Source organism: Veillonella sp. HPA0037, from assembly GCF_000411535.1.
In the GTDB taxonomy this organism is placed as follows: Bacteria; Bacillota; Negativicutes; order Veillonellales; family Veillonellaceae; genus Veillonella; species Veillonella atypica.
The window spans coordinates 179,855-201,249 of sequence record NZ_KE150483.1 but is presented as its reverse complement, the minus strand read 5'-3'; the positions used below and the strand labels follow the sequence as shown (position 1 = coordinate 201,249).

At 33.6% G+C, this 21,395-nt stretch carries 18 protein-coding genes; all 18 read right to left on the bottom strand.

Going from position 1 to position 21,395, the window contains the following annotated elements:
* Positions 1–99: 99 nt before the first annotated feature.
* Positions 100–792, bottom strand: coding sequence for a hypothetical protein (locus tag HMPREF1477_RS00900; RefSeq protein ID WP_016475494.1), 693 nt, complete (start codon positions 790–792; stop codon positions 100–102).
* Complete coding sequence (locus HMPREF1477_RS00895; RefSeq protein ID WP_005379024.1) at positions 776–1,330, bottom strand: lytic transglycosylase domain-containing protein; 555 nt, start codon at positions 1,328–1,330, stop codon at positions 776–778. The genes HMPREF1477_RS00900 and HMPREF1477_RS00895 overlap by 17 nt, the downstream gene beginning before the upstream one ends.
* Positions 1,331–1,392: 62 nt before the next feature.
* Positions 1,393–2,001 carry a dephospho-CoA kinase gene (coaE, locus tag HMPREF1477_RS00890; protein WP_016475493.1) on the bottom strand — a complete coding sequence of 203 codons (609 nt, stop codon included), beginning with the start codon at positions 1,999–2,001 and terminating at the stop codon, positions 1,393–1,395.
* A 48-nt stretch (positions 2,002–2,049) separates the two neighbouring features.
* Positions 2,050–4,674: a DNA polymerase I gene (gene polA, locus HMPREF1477_RS00885; protein ID WP_016475492.1), complete on the bottom strand. Its 2,625-nt coding sequence runs from the start codon at positions 4,672–4,674 to the stop codon at positions 2,050–2,052.
* 616 nt (positions 4,675–5,290) lie between these two features.
* Entirely contained in the window at positions 5,291–5,551 is a 261-nt protein-coding gene (rpsT, locus tag HMPREF1477_RS00880; protein WP_005378787.1) for a 30S ribosomal protein S20, read from the bottom strand.
* Positions 5,552–5,641: 90 nt separating this feature from the next.
* A complete protein-coding gene (locus HMPREF1477_RS00875; RefSeq protein WP_016475491.1) occupies positions 5,642–6,814 on the bottom strand; it encodes a phosphopentomutase in 1,173 nt (390 codons plus the stop codon).
* Positions 6,815–6,836: 22 nt separating this feature from the next.
* Positions 6,837–7,370, bottom strand: coding sequence for an NUDIX hydrolase (locus HMPREF1477_RS00870; RefSeq protein ID WP_016475490.1), 534 nt, complete (start codon positions 7,368–7,370; stop codon positions 6,837–6,839).
* A 143-nt stretch (positions 7,371–7,513) separates the two neighbouring features.
* A complete protein-coding gene (locus HMPREF1477_RS00865) occupies positions 7,514–9,130 on the bottom strand; it encodes a DUF2828 family protein (RefSeq protein WP_016475489.1) in 1,617 nt (538 codons plus the stop codon).
* Between the two features lie 482 nt (positions 9,131–9,612).
* Positions 9,613–10,098 (bottom strand): lecithin retinol acyltransferase family protein, encoded by a 486-nt coding sequence (locus tag HMPREF1477_RS00860; protein WP_016475488.1) that lies wholly within the window; start codon positions 10,096–10,098, stop codon positions 9,613–9,615.
* A 22-nt stretch (positions 10,099–10,120) separates the two neighbouring features.
* Entirely contained in the window at positions 10,121–10,465 is a 345-nt protein-coding gene (locus HMPREF1477_RS00855) for a hypothetical protein (protein ID WP_016475487.1), read from the bottom strand.
* A 98-nt stretch (positions 10,466–10,563) separates the two neighbouring features.
* The gene (locus HMPREF1477_RS00850; RefSeq protein ID WP_016475486.1) at positions 10,564–12,282 is read right to left on the bottom strand and encodes a nuclease-related domain-containing DEAD/DEAH box helicase; all 1,719 of its coding nucleotides are present in this window, start codon (positions 12,280–12,282) and stop codon (positions 10,564–10,566) included.
* A 9-nt stretch (positions 12,283–12,291) separates the two neighbouring features.
* Positions 12,292–12,471: a hypothetical protein gene (locus HMPREF1477_RS00845; protein WP_016475485.1), complete on the bottom strand. Its 180-nt coding sequence runs from the start codon at positions 12,469–12,471 to the stop codon at positions 12,292–12,294.
* 13 nt (positions 12,472–12,484) lie between these two features.
* Entirely contained in the window at positions 12,485–12,958 is a 474-nt protein-coding gene (locus tag HMPREF1477_RS09475) for a hypothetical protein (RefSeq protein ID WP_016475484.1), read from the bottom strand.
* A 75-nt stretch (positions 12,959–13,033) separates the two neighbouring features.
* Positions 13,034–15,643 carry a hypothetical protein gene (locus tag HMPREF1477_RS00840; RefSeq protein ID WP_016475483.1) on the bottom strand — a complete coding sequence of 870 codons (2,610 nt, stop codon included), beginning with the start codon at positions 15,641–15,643 and terminating at the stop codon, positions 13,034–13,036.
* Positions 15,644–15,690: 47 nt separating this feature from the next.
* The gene (locus HMPREF1477_RS00835) at positions 15,691–16,407 is read right to left on the bottom strand and encodes a hypothetical protein (RefSeq protein ID WP_016475482.1); all 717 of its coding nucleotides are present in this window, start codon (positions 16,405–16,407) and stop codon (positions 15,691–15,693) included.
* Between the two features lie 8 nt (positions 16,408–16,415).
* Entirely contained in the window at positions 16,416–16,925 is a 510-nt protein-coding gene (locus tag HMPREF1477_RS00830; RefSeq protein ID WP_016475481.1) for a hypothetical protein, read from the bottom strand.
* Between the two features lie 48 nt (positions 16,926–16,973).
* Positions 16,974–17,930 (bottom strand): hypothetical protein, encoded by a 957-nt coding sequence (locus HMPREF1477_RS00825; protein WP_016475480.1) that lies wholly within the window; start codon positions 17,928–17,930, stop codon positions 16,974–16,976.
* A 4-nt stretch (positions 17,931–17,934) separates the two neighbouring features.
* On the bottom strand, positions 17,935–21,393 hold the full coding sequence (locus HMPREF1477_RS00820) for an ATP-binding protein (RefSeq protein WP_016475479.1): 3,459 nt from the start codon (positions 21,391–21,393) through the stop codon (positions 17,935–17,937).
* Positions 21,394–21,395 lie beyond the last annotated feature (2 nt).

Genomic DNA, 21,395 nt, shown 5'->3' with positions numbered 1-21,395 from the left:
CAATCATAAACGAAAGAGTGAGCAAAAAATAGCCCACTCTTAAAAAAGTTTATATAAAAGTCATGTATAGTATAGCATAATTCCGCTAAAATGTACAATTTAACCGCGTGAATTTAGTTCACACAGTATATTTTTTAAATGTTCAGATAGTACATGTTCCAAATCATCTAATGACTTAGCATCAAGATGATGATCAATTTCTGGATAATTTTGATACCGTAATTCTGCAAAGAATTCATCGCGATATTCATTATAATACAACAATAATCCTGTACATTCATCCATCTTTCGATATTCACCTATGATATAGGAACCATTAATCATGCGCACCGCATTTTTAGGTGTTATATCTCGTACAAATCCTTCTAACTCAGCGGGCATAACAGATTCATAATCCCAATTTTGTAGCCCCTTGCGCATATAGGTATAGGTAAAATTTTCTGCACTGTTGATTAGTAATTTTGAAAGCCCCTGAACACAACGTTCTTGTAGGCCCTGCCAATACGGTTCGAACTCTTGGCGCACAAAAGATATATCTACAAATGTGAACAAAGGCATCACTACGTGCACGGTATAATCCTCTACCTCTTTATCATAGAGAGCACACCACTTCCAACCTAAATCATTTTCATAGTGAAATAAAGGTAAAGTCAACACGGCTTCACCTGCAGCTAATGTTTCTTGCGCTTTCACAATTTCATCGGGCCCTGTCACATTGAGTTTAAAATTACCAATCTCCGGTGGCAACCAAGAATAGTCTAAAGACTTACAGGTTTCAATGATGTTCTCCATATAGTGACTCATACCTTTCTTGATAGGTTAAAACGGTTTTAACATACATACGCGTTTCTGGAAATGGAATCGTATCAACCATGCCATTCCAATTTTTTTCCTTAATCCATGATTCTACATGTCCACGACCTGCATTATAAGCAGCTAACGCTTGCACTTCATCACCGTTAAATTCTTTTAATAAATACCCTAAATACCACGTACCTAGCTGAATATTTGTTTCTGGCTCTTTTAGCTGACGATCTGTGTAGTTACCATGTCCCATTTGTTGTGCTACCCAACGGGCTGTATCCGGCATGAGCTGCATCAGTCCAAGCGCCCCCGTCTCGGATTCCGCCGTATTCTTATATTTACTTTCAGCTAAAATAACACTAGCCACCAACGATGGTGACACCTCTTCTTTTTCCGCAGCCGATACAACTACATCTCTATAATCAAAGGGGTATGCCGTATAGCGTGCTACAGGATCTTGCATATGGTTAAAATAAAACCAGCCCAACACGACAACAGCCAATGCTGTTGCTGTATTTCGTTTCATACATCCTCCCCTTAATCCTAACCGTATATATTTCGAATCGATTCAATCACATATATTGATGATTATTTATTATACAACGGTACTAGTTTCTCATGCCACAATTTTTCTAACTGAATATATAATTCATCAGGTGTACCATCATTATTAATGATGACATCTGCAAATGAGCGTTTATCATCTAATAACATTTGACTTTGAATACGCGCTAATGCGTCCTTTTTTGAGTATCCATTGCGCTCCATTAACCGGCGAATCTGCACCTCTGGCGATACATAGACAAGCCAAACCGTATCTAGTCGCTCATACCACTTACCTTCAATGAGAAGAGGAATATCATAAATTACAGTTGGAGCTTCTTCCTCTTCATACATAGCACTCAATTCATCAATACGCTGACGAATGAAACCATGTAAGCAGCTATTTAACTGTAGGCGTTTTTCTTCATTATGAAAGACGATACTACCAAGTGCTTCACGATTTAATCTACCATCATCGAGAATCACTGTATCACCAAATAATTCACGGATAGCAGCGAGTCCAGGCGTGCCAAAATCAACCACTTCACGTGCTACTACATCGGCATCAATATAAGGTACATTCTTCTTTTTAAAAAAATCTAGTACTGTACTCTTGCCAGATGCAATTCCACCTGTTAAACCTATTTTTAACATATGTGCCTCCTGCATCTATCCTTCTACTCTAAACGTTATATGTAAAATTTATTTTACAAGTGCCCAGTTTTCCGCATTATGTACATCAACGATAAGTGGAACATGTAATGCTACAATGGATTCCATAGTTTCCTTAAGCAACGTTTGAATAGCATCCAATTCTTCATTTACCACTTCTAATACAAGTTCATCATGCACCTGTAATAATAAGCGAGATTTAAACGTCTTCTCTTCTAAAATGGATTCTACCTTGTTCATAGCGAGCTTAATAATATCAGCAGCAGTACCTTGTATCGGTGTATTCATAGCCGTACGCTCTGCAAAGGAACGACGGTTAAAATTACGACTATTAATATCTGGTAACTCGCGCATACGACCAAACATCGTACGCACTTTACCCGTTTCATGGGCTTCTTTTACCATGTTATCCATATATTCTTTAACCTTTGGATAGCGGCTAAAATAAAGCTCAATATAGTTTTTTGCTTCTTGACGCGTAATGCCTAAATCACGAGATAAACCGAAATCTGAAATACCATAGATAATGCCAAAGTTGACAGCCTTTGCATGAGACCGTTCTTCGCTGGTTACCTCATCCTGAGACTTACCAAGCACTTCGGCAGCGGTAAATCTATGAATATCTTTACCATCGTTGAAAGCCTTAATTAACGCTTCATCACCAGACAAATGCGCCAAGATACGGAGCTCGATTTGTGAATAATCGGCACTCACTAGTGTATCAAAGCCTTCTCCAGGATAGAATAACGCTCTAATTTCACGACCCTTTTCTGTACGAACAGGAATATTTTGTAAGTTTGGATCTGAAGAGCTCAAGCGTCCAGTAGCTGTTACCATTTGGTTAAATGTGGTATGAATGCGATGTGTTTCAGGATTGATGAGGACCGATAAGCCTTCACAATAGGTAGAAACTAATTTAGCTACGGAACGATAAGCTAAAATCTTCTCTACAATAGGACTTTCATGACGAAGCATATCCAATACTTCTGCATCTGTAGAGTAACCTGTTTTCGTCTTTTTAATAACAGGTAGATTCATCTTTTCAAACAAGATGATCCCCAATTGTTTGGGAGAATTAATATTAAACGTTTCCCCTGCCAATTCATAAATTTCTTCCTGAACAGCTTCGAGTTCCGCCTTGAATTTAACAGTTGTTTCTTCTAATTTTACAGGGTCAATATAAATACCATTTTTCTCCATAACTAATAATGTATGAATCAATGGCAATTCAATATTGTTATATAAATCCCATAAGGATTCGTCTTGCAATGATTTAACAGCAGCATCGTCCATAGCCAGCAATGCTTTCACCATAGAGACGCATTCTACATCTACACTACCTGTGGCAATAGATGGCACACTAAAACGCTCTGTTAAATAGAGATATCCATAATTGGTACGCGTTGGGTCCAACAAATAGGCCATCAAGGATACATCGTGAATGCGGGCTACACCATCTTCATATAAACGAATCTGAGCTGGTTCATCGTGGCAAAGAACCTCCATCAATTCCTTGCTTTGCGTCGTTACAACCGTCTTTGCACCATTCAATGCATTCAATAATTTGTCATTATGAGAACCATCTAATTTGATGATGCTTTCACCATTATTAATGAAAGCAGACGTAATCGTACGGAACGGCGCTTTGCCATCCGTAATAATATGAACACCAATGGTTTTATTTTTATAAAACTCCTCAGTAAGAGCAGATGCATCTAACAGTTCTTCGATTTTAATCTCTTCGGCCATACTAAAGAGTCCACCAAAATTCTCTGCGTCGTCACCTTCTGCGCCCATCACACTAGCCAAACGAGGTGTCAATTTTGTAAAACCTAATGTTTCAAACATAGGTTTCACTTCGCCAATGTGGAAATTCTGTACAAATTGATCAAGTGTATAGGACAAGTCCATGTCAGTCTTGATGGTAGCCAATTGACGAGATAAGAAGGCTAACTCTTTATTTTCAACAAGACGTTCTTTTAATTTCTTGCCAGAAATGTTATCGATATTCTCATATACAGACTCTAAATCACCGTATTCATTAATCAATTTAAGAGCTGTTTTTTCACCAACCCCTGGAACGCCTGGAATATTATCGGAAGAATCACCCATAAGCGCCTTCATTTCGATAACTTTATCTGGGCCATAACCATATAATTCAGCCATATTATCCAAGGTAACCTCAAGCATATCCGAGATACCTTTTTTCGTTAAGAATACATGACTGTAATCGGTAACAAGCTGTAAATTATCGCGGTCACCAGTAATAATTTGCACTTCTAAATCAGAAGATCCAAATTTCTTAGACAAGGAACCAAGAATATCGTCCCCCTCATAACCTTCCTCTTCAATAACACAAATGCCAAGAGCCTTCAACACATCTTGAATCAAACTAAACTGAGGCCGTAAATCCTCTGGTGCATCAGGGCGATTACCTTTATATTCACTATACATTTCCGTACGGAACGTTTGACGACCTTTATCAAAAGCTACAGCAATGTAGTCAGGTTTAATCTCTTCATATAATTTAATGAGCATTGTCAAAAAACCATATACTGCATTGGTTGGTGTGCCAAGAGCAGACTTCAACGGAGGAAGCGCAAAAAAGGCACGGAATAATAGGCTGCTGCCATCTATAATCATTAATTTTTTCATAAGTACACCTCGCTTAATCATATGTTTCATTATAGCATATTGAGGCGTAATAAAATTGATTTTTAATCGCTTATACGAATGTAAAAATATATGTACTACGCATTCTTACTTAAGAAGAATGGGAACACGGGTGGCCTAAAGCTTCCACCGGCCGGGTCTGTCTACGGCCTGCGGCCTCCGCAGGGCCAAAGTCAGCTTTAGGCCACCCGTGTTCCCCCATATCAATCATTTAAAACATATATACATATATTTTTACATTCTGCTTCTACGATATATAAATCAATTTTATTACTACACTAATTTTACTATTTTATGAAACGTATGATTAAGCGTTCGCCAATCCCGGCCGTAAAGAACAGGACCGATGACAGCCCCAAAACCTCCACCGGCCGGGTCTGACTACGGCCTACGGCCTTCGCAGGGCCAAAGTCGGTTTTGGAGCTACCCTCAGTCCACTCCCATAAGGTATTCAAAATGTTATGCATATATTTTATGATTACAGCATTTATCACTAAATATCAATTTTATTAATGCCGGGTACAAGAAAAAAGGACGCCTTTTGGCGTCCTTTGGGTATAAAAAAAGCCCATCATCGATGGGCTTTGGCTCTATAAAATTATAAAGCGTTTACTTTAGCTGCAAGGTTGGATTTTTTGCGAGCTGCAGTGTTTTTATGAAGTACACCTTTGGAGGCTGCTTTATCAATTACGCTAGTAGCTTGAACAAGTGCTTGTTTTGCTTCTTCTACTGCGCCTGCTTGAACAGCTTCAACGGTTTTACGAGCTGCTGTACGGATTTGAGATTTCACAGCGGCGTTTTTCGCACGACGTTCAGCATCCGTTTTTACGCTTCTAATACTGGATTTAATGTTTGGCAATTGAGTCACCTCCTTAAAAATCGTTTCTTATACCTGAATGATTATATCATACAAGATATTGTGACGCAAGGATTATATTACACAATACGACTATTTCATAATATCTTTTAAAAATGATGTGCCTACTGCATATGGTGAAAGTCCAAAGTTCGCCAATACGGTTTGTCCTATATCACCAAAACTATGGCGTAAACCTAAATCGATAGCCCCTTTCATACTTGGGCTATAGGCAAGTAATGGAACATGTTCACGCGTATGATCTGTACCATGCCATGTAGGATCATTACCATGATCGGCTGTGATGATAAGCAAATCATCATCTTTCAATAATGGCAATAATCCACTCAATTGGTAATCGAAATCTTCGATGGCACGTTTATAGCCTTCTACGTTACGGCGATGACCATATAAACTATCAAACTCTACAAGGTTTACCATCATGAGGCCACTTTCAAAGGAGGAACCTAATAAGTAAGGCACCACATTCATGCCGTGAGCATTCGATTTGGTTGGATAGCTTTCATCCCATCCGACATGAGCATAGATATCACCAATTTTGCCGACGGCCACCGTAGGAATTTTAGCAGCTTGTAATTCCTGTTGCACCATGCGGTGTTCAGGCATACGGCTATAGTCATGGCGATTGGACGTGCGCACAAAATGACCTGGTTTTCCTACAAACGGACGAGCAATGATACGTCCTACATAATAGTCACCCACGCATACCTTGTTGCGTGTAATTTCGCACATCCGATACAAATCCCCTAAAGGAATCACATCCTCGTGAGCCGCAATTTGGAACACAGAATCCGCAGAGGTATACACAATAGGTTTCCCCATTTTCATGTGCTCTACGCCGAGACGCTCGATGATTTCAGTACCGGATGCAACCTCATTACCAAGATACCCATAACCAGTTTCTTTAGTGAAAGTATCCATTAACTCCTTAGGAAAACCATCATAAAATGTTGGAAACGGAACCGTCACAGGATGGCCCATCATTTCCCAATGACCACTAGTTGTATCCTTCCCTGTGCTAACTTCCTCCATTTTCCCATAAGCACCCATAACAGGTGTTTCATCGGTCTTAATATCAGCAATATTCGCCAATCCTAGCGACCGCAATGTAGGACAATGAATCAAACCTGCAGTTGCTTCGATATGTCCTAATGTATTAGATCCTTCATCATTAAATTTTGCCGCATCTGGGGCATGACCACTGCCAACAGAATCCATAACTAATATAATGATTCTTTTATACATAATAACACCTCCCAAAGGAAGCCTACTTAAGATAAGGCATAGCTAACATTAGAGCTGCTAAGGATTTACTATCCTTAATTTGTTCATTCTTAATAGCCTCTAGCAGTTCAGGTAATGTAAAGTACTCAAGCTCTACGTATTCATCTGGATCCCAATGAGTTTCACCCATGGTGAGATCTTTGGCTAAGTATAGATGTAATACTTCATTACAAAATCCAGGACTTGTGGCAATGGTCCCTAAGGAAATCCATTCTTTAGCGCGGTAACCAGTTTCCTCAGCTAATTCACGTTTAGCACAATTAATAGGTTCTTCGTTAGGATCTAATTTACCTGCTGGAATTTCAAGCAAAGGTTGTTGTAAAGCATAACGGAATTGACGTTCCATTACAATTTTGTTATCTTCTGTAACGACAACGATAGCAGTTGCCCCTGGATGGTGCACCACCTCACGCCACGCATCATTTCCATTTACATCAGCTATATCATAGGTAACCTTAATTAGTTTACCATCAAACATCATTTCGCTAGATTTTTGTATTTCTTTGCTAATTGCCATACTTAATTCCTCGTATATATAAAATGATTGTTATAGTATAAAATCTACAACTCATTATATCACAAATTAATTACACAAAAAGAAGGTTCCTACTAGTCATATTGTGACTAATAGGAACCTATTTTAATGAGATTATATAAATGTTACGCTACCTTTACATAGCCTTGTAATACTGTATCTACAATACTACATTTAGCATCTAATTCGGCTTTGAGTGCCATTTCAGGATCGAGTTCTCTAGATACCACCATATCTACGATGGATTTAGAGAATCCAGATACGAGAATGACACCACTGGGATGCATTTGTACAGGAATTGTATTATGTGCATAGACAGATACGTTCCAGAAAATGAGCCGTGGCATAGTATATCCAAGGGCCTCAAATTTCTGACGACATGATTCAATAACGGTCGTGTTATCCTCATGCTTTGTAGCCTGATCAAACTGCATATCAGAAATAATGAGGCACGCTGAAGGTAATTCCTCTTGACGCAGATGATGTCTAACAGCTGTGTCAAGAATTAAGTCAAAAGTTGCCTCTATATCCGTATTGCTGTAATCGTCAAAGCGATGTAAGCGTCTAAGCTTATCTCGCAAAGTTTCACACATCGAAATGTCTACCATCTGAGGGCGATTGCTAAAGGTAATGAATCGATTTTTAAAGGATTCATTCTTGTTATGCTGTGCACAATACAATGCAATCGAATCTGCTACGCTAAGTGCGGTAACGGAACTATTACCAGATAGTTGTTGCCCCATAGATCCAGATCCGTCGCGTATAACTAAGATATCGTCATAATCCTTAGGAGATTCTTGGGCATTCCATAATTGCTCTAATGTTTCGTCATATGGATTTAGAATACTGTCCCAGCAACTATCCGCCTTTACGTATGCTTGCACAATATCATATAAGAACATAGAGTTCGCATTAATCTTAACTGAGTCGTCTCCCTTTTCTAATGATGTAAGATACGCCTGGCGGCGTTCTTCATCATGTTTTAAAAAGGCATTACGATATTTAAGATTCGCCTTAGATGGTACATGATTATAATTAATATCGTTCCATTGGTTTAGCGATGCCTTGCGATCTACCACCGCTAGATGTTCGCGCAATCTAGACAGAGTTTTACGGTACTCTCGTGCACTTAGATGTAATAAGGATTGTAAAATAACCGCCTCAGAACGTTTTTGCTTAGACGATGTATTATTGGACGGCATCCATTTTGCTAACAAACTAATAGAATCGCCCAGTCCGCACCCCATTACATCACGTCTAAACTGATTGGCAATTAATTCACCTAGTCCATCGTGTAAAATACCGCTTGTCGTATCAAAGAAGATGCGTAGCACATCATCCCAACGACCATAGTTCCATAACTCGGTGCCGATGATGAACTGCAATGCCATCTCTGGATACAAGTCACCAATTTTAGTGAGCATCATACGAAATACATCGCGTTCGCCAAGTCCTAGCTTAATATGGCGAGCATACATAAGCCATTTCATGGTATATAGAGGGTCTTCATCATAGGATGTAATAAATAAACGCAATGCATCCACTGCATCCATAGAGCGATGTGTACCATAGAAATATCGATCATGTTTACTTTTACCATAAAAATTAACTGCGACCTGACGCAATGTAGGCACAGAGAAATTAAGGTCCACAAGAGGACTACCACTCGTATGATAAGCAGTACCATCATTAGCTGTATAGGATTTTTCATTATTTGTTAAAGCGTCCATAAATGTATTCATAGTTCATATCTCCTTGGCATATAAAAAACCGCTGCGGATTATCACAACGTAAATTTTGAAAGCAAAATAAACAAGACAACCATGAGCGGTTACAATACAAAGTTCAAGACAATTACTAACCTCACTGAGGCTAAGGATAACTAGACACGATACTCTAGACCAAAGGGTCTCCATAACTACTTTTTCTGGTTATTTAATCAAATAATTGCTGCTAGTGTCTAACCTTATGAATCGTTTATGAACGATAACTATGAAATTATACTAGATTCTATACTCATCTTAATCAAGTTATGTATGTGATAGGATTGCTGTTAGAATCTAAGTCTTTCTGTTCTACATGTTGGTGATTTCTTTCACCTGATGATGTAATTATAATACACGTATCCGTGTGTGTCAACAATTATTTTTTAATATTTTGCTTTTTTTGAAAGTTAGAACTAGCAACACATGTTTTACTGCATTGCTAGTTCCATATGGTTCTACTAATACTTGGCCTCAACTCGCCAAATTTCATCAACCAACCATTTCATTGGTCCCCACGAAGGTTTAAATACTCTTGCTGCCATACCTTCTATGCTGAGTTGAGTTGATTTATTAAGGTCTGTTTTACACCAAATAGCAAAGTGCTCGCAGTTATGATTAAATAAATTATAATCGCCTTTACCAATCATAGATCTAGCACGTTCTACAGTTTTACGTGGTCCATAAAAGGTAGATGTCACATCTGCATCTTGGAAAATAGATAATAAACTATCGTCCTCGGCAATATATAATGTATCTCCGTCACAAAATTCTTCAATGCTAGTCTCAGCAATTCGTCCGTCTAGTGGAGAATCCCCTTTTACGTAATGGATAATTTTATGATAACCCGCATATACGCCATAATGTTGATATAAGTTGCGGCCCAATAATCCACTACGTCGTTCACAAAAAACAATATCACCTAATTTTAACTTTCTTGAACCCATTATTACTTTCCCATACAACTCATTATTTATTATTATTTATATACGTAATAATATCATCTAAAGAAATATTTTGATTCTTGCCTCGTAATAATCGCCATACCTTTCTAACTAATTTATAGAACAGATATAAACCTGCCAATGGCCAGAATACACCAAATGGGTTTTGTTCAAATGGATTCCGTGGATGAGGAAAAGGTCCAGGCAAAGGTCCTATAATATTAGGCCAATTGTGTTCATGATACACCCCTTCAGGATGAACACCAGTTTTATTTTTATTAGAAGAAATATACTCTACTACATCCTCGTATAATTTAGGATCTTCTTTTTTTACACTTTCAAGAGCTTCTTTGATAACATCTGTTTTCATACCATACACCTCTATACTACAAAACAACATTAGAATAACTAACTGATTACATGTATATTGTACAAAAGTGTATGCGAAAAAAATAACGCATCAAAATATTATTTTAATAAATTGAGACCAAAAGTTTCTAATAAAGCTTCTTTACTAGGTCCATTGATTTCATTTACACCTAAATGATTTAGAATGGACTTATAATCTTCATTAGGTACATTCTCATAAAATGCTAATTGTAAATATGTATTTGCCCGCGATGAACCAACATAGACTAACCGTTTATGTAATTCATTAGTGAGGCGATTGACTAAAATATCAATTAGTAAAACTGCTTTAGCCTCTAAACCTTTAAATTTACGAACTGATGTGAACAATATATTATTTTTCTTTGGCTCAGTAGAGATAGATACTCCGTTTATAGCAGAAATATTTTTTAACATACTATTAGGAACACTACTTGTAGTAAGAATAACAATGTCTTCAGATCTTACCTTATCTTGAATCATTTTTGTAACAAACTTTGTAACGATGGTACGTAATTCATTTTCATTCTTATAAAATGATCCAAGTGGTTTTATCCCAGATAACTCATTTATGTAAGCATCTTTCTTAATATCACTTAATGTTGTTCCTACAGTTTTAGCTATTTCTGCAGTATTGCGACAATTTTTATACAATACAAGGCGACAATCCCCATAAGTATCTAACCAATGCGTCGATTTATGCATCATTATGTACTGATTCTTATCGTAGAACACATAATAATGACCGCCTAACATGTCTACTAATATAGAAATATGTTCCAATATACGTTCATCAATATCTTGACCTTCATCAATGACTACATTTTCATAAGACCATTCTAAATCATCGTATTTATTTTGAAAGTACTCAATAAATTGAGGAATAATTTCTGCTATAGAGTAATTGGCATTAGGCATCAAATTCTCAGCCAGAGACCTAATATTATGAAAGACTATATTATCGCACATATAGTGCTCTTTTACATAGGATAGTAAGAACTCATTAAAGCATAAATATAAGACTTTCTTACCTTCCGCAGCTAGCATTTTAGCCTTTTCAATAGCAAGCATCGTTTTACCGGTCCCTGCAGGACCATGAATAACAGCCGTTGGTTGCTCACGTAAAAAATGTAGTATAGATGCTTGTTGTTTCGTCATCTGAATATAACTTTTCGTTGATTCAAGAGCTGTACTTGCAACTGATTCAACAATATTAAATGTAGGCATTAACGTCTTAATCATATTCTGAAAATCATTAACTGATAATTCAGAATCTCTAAATCCTAAATTAGATTTCCAATAGCTAAAAGCTTTATCCATAGATTCCGATACATTAAGTAAAGAATCTACATCAAAAACAATCTCTCTATTTACTTCTAATGGTAATGAAATCTTATTATGAATAGCTATAGATGGGAACCATACGGCTCGACCAATAACAGGCATCTGCCCATTATAATGTTTACGTAAATAGTTCTGAATCCTAAATTGACTTTCTGCAGCTTGTCCCAAAGGATCTATAATTTTTTCTTCTTTTGTATTGCGATTCGTTTGAATCCAGTTCCCATCACGATAGGATATCCCACCAGCTTTTACCTCTATGGATAAAATGCCTTTTTTAGGATGTAAAATAACAAAATCTGCTTCACCTTCACTCCGCCGTTGGTTCAATTCGCCTAACCATCTATAAGAATGAAAAATTACGTATTCGTTATTTAATTTAGAGAGCGCCTCATATACGAGACGCTCTCCTTCACTACCGTGGAAACTATTTATTATTGTTGGGTAGAATTTTGGCATAATGTTTTCTTATTTTTCAACAACAGAAATAACTTCTATTCCATGTAGACTATTAGCATAACGTGCTTTTACTTGATTACGTGCATCACACATAGTAGAAGCAGTAACCATGGTTGCATTTACCCCATTTCGAGATGTTGATTTAGGATCAGATTTAATTCTAAATTTTACTTGAAAACGTTTTGACATGATATATTCTCCATTAATTCAATTTTAAAGAATAAATTTTAAGTGGCTCAAATGATGGACTTTCCATATCTTCAGTTAGTGCCACAGTATATTCAATAGCATCTGGAGCTATTTTTCTAATAAAGAAATAACCATCTTCATTTACATATTCATCATCTATATACATAATTTCGTAATTAGATTCTGACACAGGCATATTATGTGATTGTGCTCTAGCTTCCTTGGTATAATATAATTCCATCTCATTACCTATACACGGAAGAAATCTAGCCCATATACCGTATCCAACATTTTCACCAATTAAAACATCAAAGCAAGAATTACGATCCTCACAACCTAGTAAATAGGGAAATAAAATTTCGCTATCTTTAGTCATTGCTGCATTTAAAATATGAACATCTCTACCACTTTCACGGCTTCTTATTAGGCCAAATGCTACACCAGTTTTACCGGTTTTAATCCGATCTATCGATATTAGTTTTTCCATTTACTAACCTTTAATCCTATAAAGTACAAAGTTCCTAACCATAAGAAAGATGAACTATAAATATATTAATTTTATTTACTCTAGGAATAATAATTTTTCTAAATCAAATGGTGAATTCTTAACCACATCCAATTTCTTTAAAGTTTCAATATTAAACTTAGTGCCTAGAGGTGGGTATAATTTAAATATAGGTTTTAAATTATCTTTTCTACCATTTATCTTCTTCAGATCATTCAATTCAGCTATTATACGTGAAACAAATTCTTCTTGTAAAATTCTTGATTTACAAGAGTTACCTGCTAAAAGTATATGCAAAGGTGACGTCATTTTATCCTGGTATTGTTTTGCTACACGTAAATATGTATTAAAAAAGTTATCAATTCCATCTCTTATATGGTTACGTATTATATCCTGTAATTCATCAAGATTTACACGTAAATTAACCGTTTTCTCTTTACCATTTACTGAAAATAATTTAATAGTTATTGTATCTTCATTATATTTAGCTTCATAATCATTAGTTTCTTCCCATAAGTCACGTAATTCAGATGCAATAAGTTTTAAATTTAAATATGAAGACTGATCAGCATTCTCTTCATTTTTTATTAAAACTTCAGATCCAGAAAAAGCTTGAGATTTTGGAGGAATAACTATAGGGATTGCTTCTTTCCTTAATACATCCAAATTATCTTTATAAACTTCAAATGCTAAAACATTTAATAAGTTTTCCCCACCTAAATAAACATCTCCACCATTTCCTAATTGTTCTATTTCAAATTTATACTTTATACTATCTGGAATATATTCAATACCGAAATCAAAATCTGTAGTACCGCCACCAAAATCAAAAACTCCATATGAAACTACTTTTGACGTTTCTTCTTTTAAAGGTTCCACACCAAATGAGTTTAGTGCAGTAATAGCATAACTAGCAGGCTCACTCCCTCCTATAGATACTTTGAATCGTTTCATGACATTAGCGTCATTAAGCACAGTATTAGGGAGTGATTTTTTTAAGCCTCTTTCAAAACTTTCAATAATTTTATTTCTAACAGCCAATTCATAATTCACAGGAAAAGATAATAGATACTTTATATATATTCCTGTATGCATATTATTAATATTAAGTCCTAAAAAGTATGCATAAATTTCTATTGGATCAAAATCATCTTTCTCTAGTGACAAATATGGCTTTAAATTAATAAATTCTCCATTATAATCTTGAAGAATCTGATTTCTATACTTTGAATTCGCCCACTGTTTTAATTCACTAAATACGGAGTAAAACCGTGTCTTATCAAAATTTGTTTTATATATCTCTTTTGCAGCATCATGAGAAACTTGTAAATCTTTATACTCAGTATTAGGTCTGCCTGCGGACGACTTATAATTGTTAATAAAATGTTCATAGTCAATAATATGAATAACAGTAGGATTCTCATAATCTTCTACCCTTGGTTCTTCTAGAAAATTACTAGCACCAACACGTAAAAGTTTATCATCTTTATCATGACATACAACAACAGTACTTTTAGTACCAAAATCAATACCACAAACAGCTTTCATGTTGACATCTCGTAATGGATTTCTAGCTACTAATACTTTATTTTTGGGTACCTTACAAAGATATGTATTTGCATTATACTCATCAGCAAATGATTCATAAACATTCCAATGTCCATTATTTATATCTTCCAACATATCATCAGTATATGGTGAAATATTAGCACGTTTTAAGTCACAATTTTTTAATTCATTAATATATAACTCGTATATATCATTGACACTAAAACCACCTAAACACTTTTTATAGTCTTCTATTTTTTCAACATGCTGAAATTCTTTTTTGTAGTATTTAAGTATACCATTTACTAATACATCAATATTTCCAAAAATATTTTTAATTTTACAATCTAAAACAAAAGATCTAAGTTTGTCAAAATACTTATTGTCATATTTTGATAACTTAACATGATTAGGTTCACATAAATTCCTTATGACATAATTAGTAAAATCATTAAAAGTTTTAACATGTATTCTTTTAGAAAATACAATATTAAAATTTTTATCTGCAGATATAAGTCCCTTTGTTCCAATAGCAATATATTTATTTTTTAGTTCTAATAATCTTATTTTCGATGATTTTGATGACTCTGTTAATAATTGATTATTTAATAAACTATCTAACCAATCGGGAATTATAAGATTATTATTTTTAAAATAGTTCAAAATAGGATTAAAATCTATTTTCTTTAATAATACAGTTAAATCATCTCCAACAGTAGTATATCCATTAATGAAATTTTTTAATTCTATAATAAATTTATCAATTTCCTTATAACCATTGCCAATTCGATATTCAATATAACGTGAAAACTTACTACGCTTCGTATCTATAAACAGAATTTTATCTGTATTAGACTCTAATGGTACGATTCTTTTTTCATTACCAAAATAAGCAACACCACTCTCTTTGAATATCAAATATGGTTCATCTAATACAGCCTTTAAATCATGTATATACTCATAAATTTCATTTTTAATTTTTTCTAACACGATATTATTTAATATCGATTTAGATACACAAAAGTAATCAACTGCTATAGAATCATTGCTCAGTACTCTTGCTTGCTGAGCTTTCCATAATTCAATTGATGAGTTATCTTGTCCACTGTTCATATTCATACATTCTTCTTATTTGAATTAATTATCTAACTTATATTTGTAATGTTCTATCTTGGTTCACTAACTTCAAAATTCATATTTTTAGTTTTTTCTTCTAAGTACTGAGCACGCGGATCCTTTATATTTGATTGTTCCACACAAATAGAATGTTTAACTACTATTTTTTCAGCATTTTTTTTATACTTAGTTTTTTTATATGTTTTTTTTCTTAATGAGGTCTTAGGAAAAACTACTTTTGCAGATGTTAAAGCTTCTTTTGTATTAAGATTAGTTGAATCCGTTTTCATATCAATAAAGTTGTATTCAACACAGTTTGTTGTGACAATATTATACTTAGTGTTCTCAAAAACCACATAATTTTGACTAAATTTCCAATTACCTAAATTAAGATTCTTACTACTAAAAAAAAGGTCGTTAAGAGATTTATTAGTCCATTGAATTGACTTTTTTATTCCGTCACTATTAGCAACAACATTATGAGATTCAACTAATTCATTTAATACTTTAAATATAATTCTTGCATTCTCAGATTCTAACTCACATAAATATAATGCAGCAATATAGGTAGAAGACATATATCCAGCAGATTCACATAAATCTTGCCATACCTCTTCTCTAAAGTCTTGCTTACGATTAATATACATAGATATATCAATTTCATAAGAACCTTTTATAGTTTGTAATTCTAAACCTTTATTTGGTCTTGGAGCATCAACAAAAAAAAATATTTTTGTATCTGATATTATACATAGCAATCTATTCACTATATTATTTACTCCTTTTCAATCCATTTACTTCGTAAAGTCTTATCAATTTCTTCTAATTCAGATAATTCTAATGATAAATTTTTTATATTTTCCAAACTAACATTTATTTTCTTTAAATAATTCTCTTTTAGAGCATTAGAATTCAATAGATTATTACTTTGTTTGATAAACGGAGACTCAAAAGAGTCTCCGTTGGCTACATTATTAATCGTTTCTAATTCTATATGCTTTTTTATTGATGAGAATCTATAAATACTATTTCCAAGTATATTTGTTATTTTAACCTCATCAATATCCTCTTTAGGTCCCTTATATAAATAAGCATCTTTATTCATAGTAACATCAATATCATATTTAGATCGTTTATTTGATACACAACTCTGTCCATTTTCAACATTAAAACGACCTTCACCAAGAACTTTATCCATATTACTTAAATTGTAATTATGTTGTTCATGATTTTCTTTAAAGTTACTAAAACTGATCCACTCAGCTTCTAATGGTTTCTTCTTCATAATTTCATATCTTCACATCAAAAATTTAAAATCTATGATTGAATATCCTTACCCCATATTTTTATATTCATTTTCTAAAGAATTCTTATCAAATAATCTCTCTCCTAAATCTGCATATGAATCGAATTTATCTTTTAATGGTTCCATAAATTTTATTTCTTCAACAGCAGTCTTCATATTAGCTAACTCATTTATAGCTTCATCATCAGTTATAGTTATTCCTTTATTTTCATATATTTCTTTTAATTTTGATACAATAGTCAAATTATATTTTTTTGTAATATCAGGATCTAATTTACCTTCACGTAAATCTGAAAACTTAACTGCAGAAAAGCCCATTTCTTTGGACGCATCAATTATTGCTTGCACACGTTCTGGCGTAAAAGCTTTTAATGCTGAAAAAATTAGGAAATCTTGAGAAATAGTAATTTCTTCTCTTTTTTCTAATCGATCCCAAAGTTCTGACATTGCTATGGCTCTACGTTTCATAGATTCAACAGACAATTTTTCTACAGGCTTAATTTCAACATTCTCTTCCTTAGCTTTAGATTTTAGATATTCATAATGTTCATTAACAGTATGAAATTTATCTCCATTATCCCAATTATTTTTTTCAGACTCCTCAAGAAGTGCACCATACTCTTCTATCTGTTCATTATCAAGGTGCTTCTCATTAGCAGGAGTTAATAAGCTCACAAAAATATCATTTATAACATCCATAATTATGCTTGTAACTACAGGAGCCAAAGGACCTAACACAGGTGTTAATAACTTAGTTACAGCCTGACTAATTCCATGTAATAGATTAGCACCTTTGGGACAGATTTCTTTTAATGTCTTAATCGTTGTTTTAACTAATTTACCTAATGTAGATATACCACTTTTTATAATTGATCCTACTCTATCAATAGCAGCTGATAAACCAGAACTTATAGTACTAACAACGTTACTAATTCCACTTGCAATACTACCAATAGCACTACCAACCCAACTGAAAAAACCCATAATATTAGACCTCCTTATTATAAATAGTTCTTATACTATTAAAAATTGCTTTATATCCATCTTCAAATTCCATCTGCTCTAAACCAGAAGTAATTGATGAAAGCTTAGTATATTTATCAATATACATTAAAACATAACTTATTAATTCATTAATACAAGAATGTATACCTAAACGAATACTTATACCTGACCGACCAAGAAGCCAATAAATATATTGATTCATAACTCCTTTATCTTTAATATTTTTTAATGTCATAGAGATATCTTCAATCTGCTTAATTAATCGTTTCTGTAAAACTTCAATATCTCTAGATCCAATATTTTCAGCAATACTATCATAATCTAAATAATAATCAACTAGCTTAGATAATTCATTATTGTTAATTCCTAACATGGAACAAAATGTAAAATACAATCCTATGTCATCCATAGAAATATTATCAGAAAAATATTGTATACCTGGCAATACACCATTTTTATGATTTTCTATATAATACTCAAAAATTCTACGTTTTATAATGTCTTCTGAAATATCAGGTACACCAGTTGTATTACTTAGTAGTTCTATCTGAACTTGAACTGGTTTTTTCCAACCATCCGTAATAACAATAGCACGACCTTTCTCTAAGTATGACAAAAAGTTTTTCTGTTCATCATTAAGTGCCAATGTATTGCCTATAGCATCCTTATCATCTTGTGCAAAAATTTTATGCACAATTTTTGTATTTGTATTTTTTAATACTTCCGGAGTCATTTTATTAGGAATTTGATCAACTATAATTAATGATTCTCCATATTTCCGGACTTCTGCTAACATATCCGCAAATACTTCTACACCTCTTTTTTTATTAGAACTATCACCTGGTTCATATTTACTAAGCAACCGATGTGCCTCTTCAATCAATGTAATATGCTGAAACTTTGAATTTTGTTTGTATTGATACTTTACAGCCTCTAATAAATTTGTAATGATAAATCCCATTAACAGTGATTTTTCACTTCCATCTTTAATATCCTCTAATTCAAGAACAACCTTTTGTTTAACTAAATTCTTAAAGTCTATACTTCTAGGAGTATTAAGCATCATCCCTTTTGCCCCTACTAATAAAGCTTGTAAACGTGCTTTTAATGAGCCTAAATATTCGGCTTCCATTTTATCACCAAAGCCCTGCTCTTTAGTAACAAGTTCGATAGAATTAATATAATCGCTCAAAGTAGGAAATGCAAAACTATCTGCTTTAAAAGGATCATCTATTTTATTCGTATCAGGATTCATCCATGTTGAATTATTTATATTCCAACCTTTGCGTTTATAAACATCATATGCTGCCGCTTCTATTAGCTGTGGCATTGCAGCCTCCATATCAAAAGCTGACTGCATAGTAGCCTTGATCATATCTACCCGGCTTGTAATAGACTCACCTTCAAAAATTTCAAAAGGATTTATATAAAATGGAGCAACATTCTGATTACCTAATGTAAAATAATAAATCTTTTCCTTATCTAATTTATTAGCTAAAGTTCTATATTCTGTTTTAGCAGGCTCAATTACTAAGAATGGTAAATCCGATTGTAATAGTATATTTTGACATGTCGTAGTCTTACCAGTTCCTGTCACTCCACAAATAAATGTATGTGTTTTTAAAGTTTCTTTTTTTAAATGTATAGGTGTATTCTTGATATCACCATGATGAATCAATCTTCCAATTTTAATAAATTCATTAGTACGATTTTCTCCAGGAAGATCTACATTTAATCCATATTCCACTTCATCCCTTGTAGATACTCCTAAGACTTCCTTTCTAGGCATCCCCATGAGAAGCCCTAATTCATCGGTATTCAGCCAAGTTCCATAACATTCTTTTCCTAGTGCAGTATAGGTAATTTTAGAAAAGATTGATTTCCAAATAGGAGTAGATGAATCTAATAATGGAACTTGTAAATTGGATAAACATAATTTAATATTATTCAATTCTTTCGATTGTTGTTTTTGAAATTCTATAAACTGTAATGGGTTTATATTTCCTTTATCACCACCATAAAGTCCCAAAATAGAATTTGCCAATCTGAATAAAGTTGTTCTAGTCTTATCAGCAAATAAATAACTAACAACAGAATAGGCTCCTTTACCTCTAGAGGCATCAACTCGCAACAATAGTTCATCATCGATATATTTAAGCCAATTTAAAACTGATTTTTTTTCTAGCTCAATAGACCTTGAAAATTGCGTTGAATTACTATCATGTTTACTTTTACGTTCAGAATATGAAAGATTATCATTTATTGAAGTACTCTTTTGAAAAGAATTTTGTGTTGTGTCAATCGTATTATTAGACTCTGAATTATTTTCACTAACCGATTCGGAAGAAGTAACAGACCATTGTTGTGAATCATTAATGCTATCTGATTCATTATATTGGTAAGAAGTACTATCATCATTACTAGAACTTAAAGTATTAGTATTATTTGTTGAACTGCTACTATTGTGATTCTCAATATTATTTTCTGAAGTATTTTGGGAATTTGCATAGCTTGACGATTTTGCTATATTTTCAGATTTTTGTATACCTTTTGTTTGAGATTTACTTGAATTATTCTGTTTATTATTATCCGTTCTATGATCATGACCAGTTATTTTACTTTTAGAGTGTATAGATATAGAATCCTTATTGGTACATAATCCAATTGCTCTACTATTAGTAGAGTTTTCTTCAGTTCCCTCTTGAGTTTGAGTTGATTCTGATGACTGAATTAAATATTTAGAAAGTGGGCTTAATGTATCATGTACTTGTATGATATTACGATTAAACTGAATTATATCAATATCCTTACATGGAGTTGCAATAACAACTAATCCAAATTCATTGCCTACCATGGTATCTACAAGGCGCTCAACGCCTTGAAAATCACTTTTTTCTCCATTATTTTCATCTATAAAACCAGGGATACCATTAATAAGTCCAGAGTAACTACCATTTTGTAGTCTTTGTAATATTCGTTCCTTTTCTTTAGGCTCTATTTTTGTAATTGTACTACCAACAAAGTTACCTTTTATACTAGGTTGTAAAATATCATCAGCATAGTCTTTTAGTGCAAGGCCAGTAGAATAACTATAATCCTGTAAATGTAAGTTTTTAGAAACACCAATATAAAAATTTACTTTATCTTTATCTCCTAAAATCATGTAAATCAAATTAACATCTTGATAATTTCTAAAGGAAGATAAGACGTTTTCCATTGCCTCTCGACGTGGTCCATCTTTCTTTGAAAACACAATTTCATCAATTCGATATAAAAAGAAATTACGAAGATCTATTTGTCCACCCTCTAAATACTCTTCAATATCTGAATTTATATACTCATCATCTGAACACAAATTTAATACATTTTGTTCATCATATTGACTTATTGAATTCAGATATGAATGACCTTTTTCTATAATTTGATCAATTTTTTTCTTCATAA

Bases quoted from the DNA above. Each gene is read 5' to 3' on its own strand.
- HMPREF1477_RS00865 (WP_016475489.1), bottom strand. From the start codon at position 9,130: ATGAATACATTTATGGACGCTTTAACAAATAATGAAAAATCCTATACA.
- HMPREF1477_RS00900 (WP_016475494.1), bottom strand. From the start codon at position 792: ATGGAGAACATCATTGAAACCTGTAAGTCTTTAGACTATTCTTGGTTG.
- coaE (WP_016475493.1), bottom strand. From the start codon at position 2,001: ATGTTAAAAATAGGTTTAACAGGTGGAATTGCATCTGGCAAGAGTACA.
- HMPREF1477_RS00820 (WP_016475479.1), bottom strand. From the start codon at position 21,393: ATGAAGAAAAAAATTGATCAAATTATAGAAAAAGGTCATTCATATCTG.
- HMPREF1477_RS00870 (WP_016475490.1), bottom strand. From the start codon at position 7,370: ATGGCAATTAGCAAAGAAATACAAAAATCTAGCGAAATGATGTTTGAT.
- HMPREF1477_RS00855 (WP_016475487.1), bottom strand. From the start codon at position 10,465: ATGAAAACAGATGTTATCAAAGAAGCTCTTGAAAGTGTAAAAAAAGAA.
- HMPREF1477_RS00840 (WP_016475483.1), bottom strand. From the start codon at position 15,643: ATGAATATGAACAGTGGACAAGATAACTCATCAATTGAATTATGGAAA.
- polA (WP_016475492.1), bottom strand. From the start codon at position 4,674: ATGAAAAAATTAATGATTATAGATGGCAGCAGCCTATTATTCCGTGCC.
- HMPREF1477_RS00850 (WP_016475486.1), bottom strand. From the start codon at position 12,282: ATGCCAAAATTCTACCCAACAATAATAAATAGTTTCCACGGTAGTGAA.
- HMPREF1477_RS00830 (WP_016475481.1), bottom strand. From the start codon at position 16,925: ATGAAGAAGAAACCATTAGAAGCTGAGTGGATCAGTTTTAGTAACTTT.
- HMPREF1477_RS00895 (WP_005379024.1), bottom strand. From the start codon at position 1,330: ATGAAACGAAATACAGCAACAGCATTGGCTGTTGTCGTGTTGGGCTGG.
- HMPREF1477_RS09475 (WP_016475484.1), bottom strand. From the start codon at position 12,958: ATGGAAAAACTAATATCGATAGATCGGATTAAAACCGGTAAAACTGGT.
- HMPREF1477_RS00825 (WP_016475480.1), bottom strand. From the start codon at position 17,930: ATGGGTTTTTTCAGTTGGGTTGGTAGTGCTATTGGTAGTATTGCAAGT.
- HMPREF1477_RS00875 (WP_016475491.1), bottom strand. From the start codon at position 6,814: ATGTATAAAAGAATCATTATATTAGTTATGGATTCTGTTGGCAGTGGT.
- HMPREF1477_RS00845 (WP_016475485.1), bottom strand. From the start codon at position 12,471: ATGTCAAAACGTTTTCAAGTAAAATTTAGAATTAAATCTGATCCTAAA.
- HMPREF1477_RS00860 (WP_016475488.1), bottom strand. From the start codon at position 10,098: ATGGGTTCAAGAAAGTTAAAATTAGGTGATATTGTTTTTTGTGAACGA.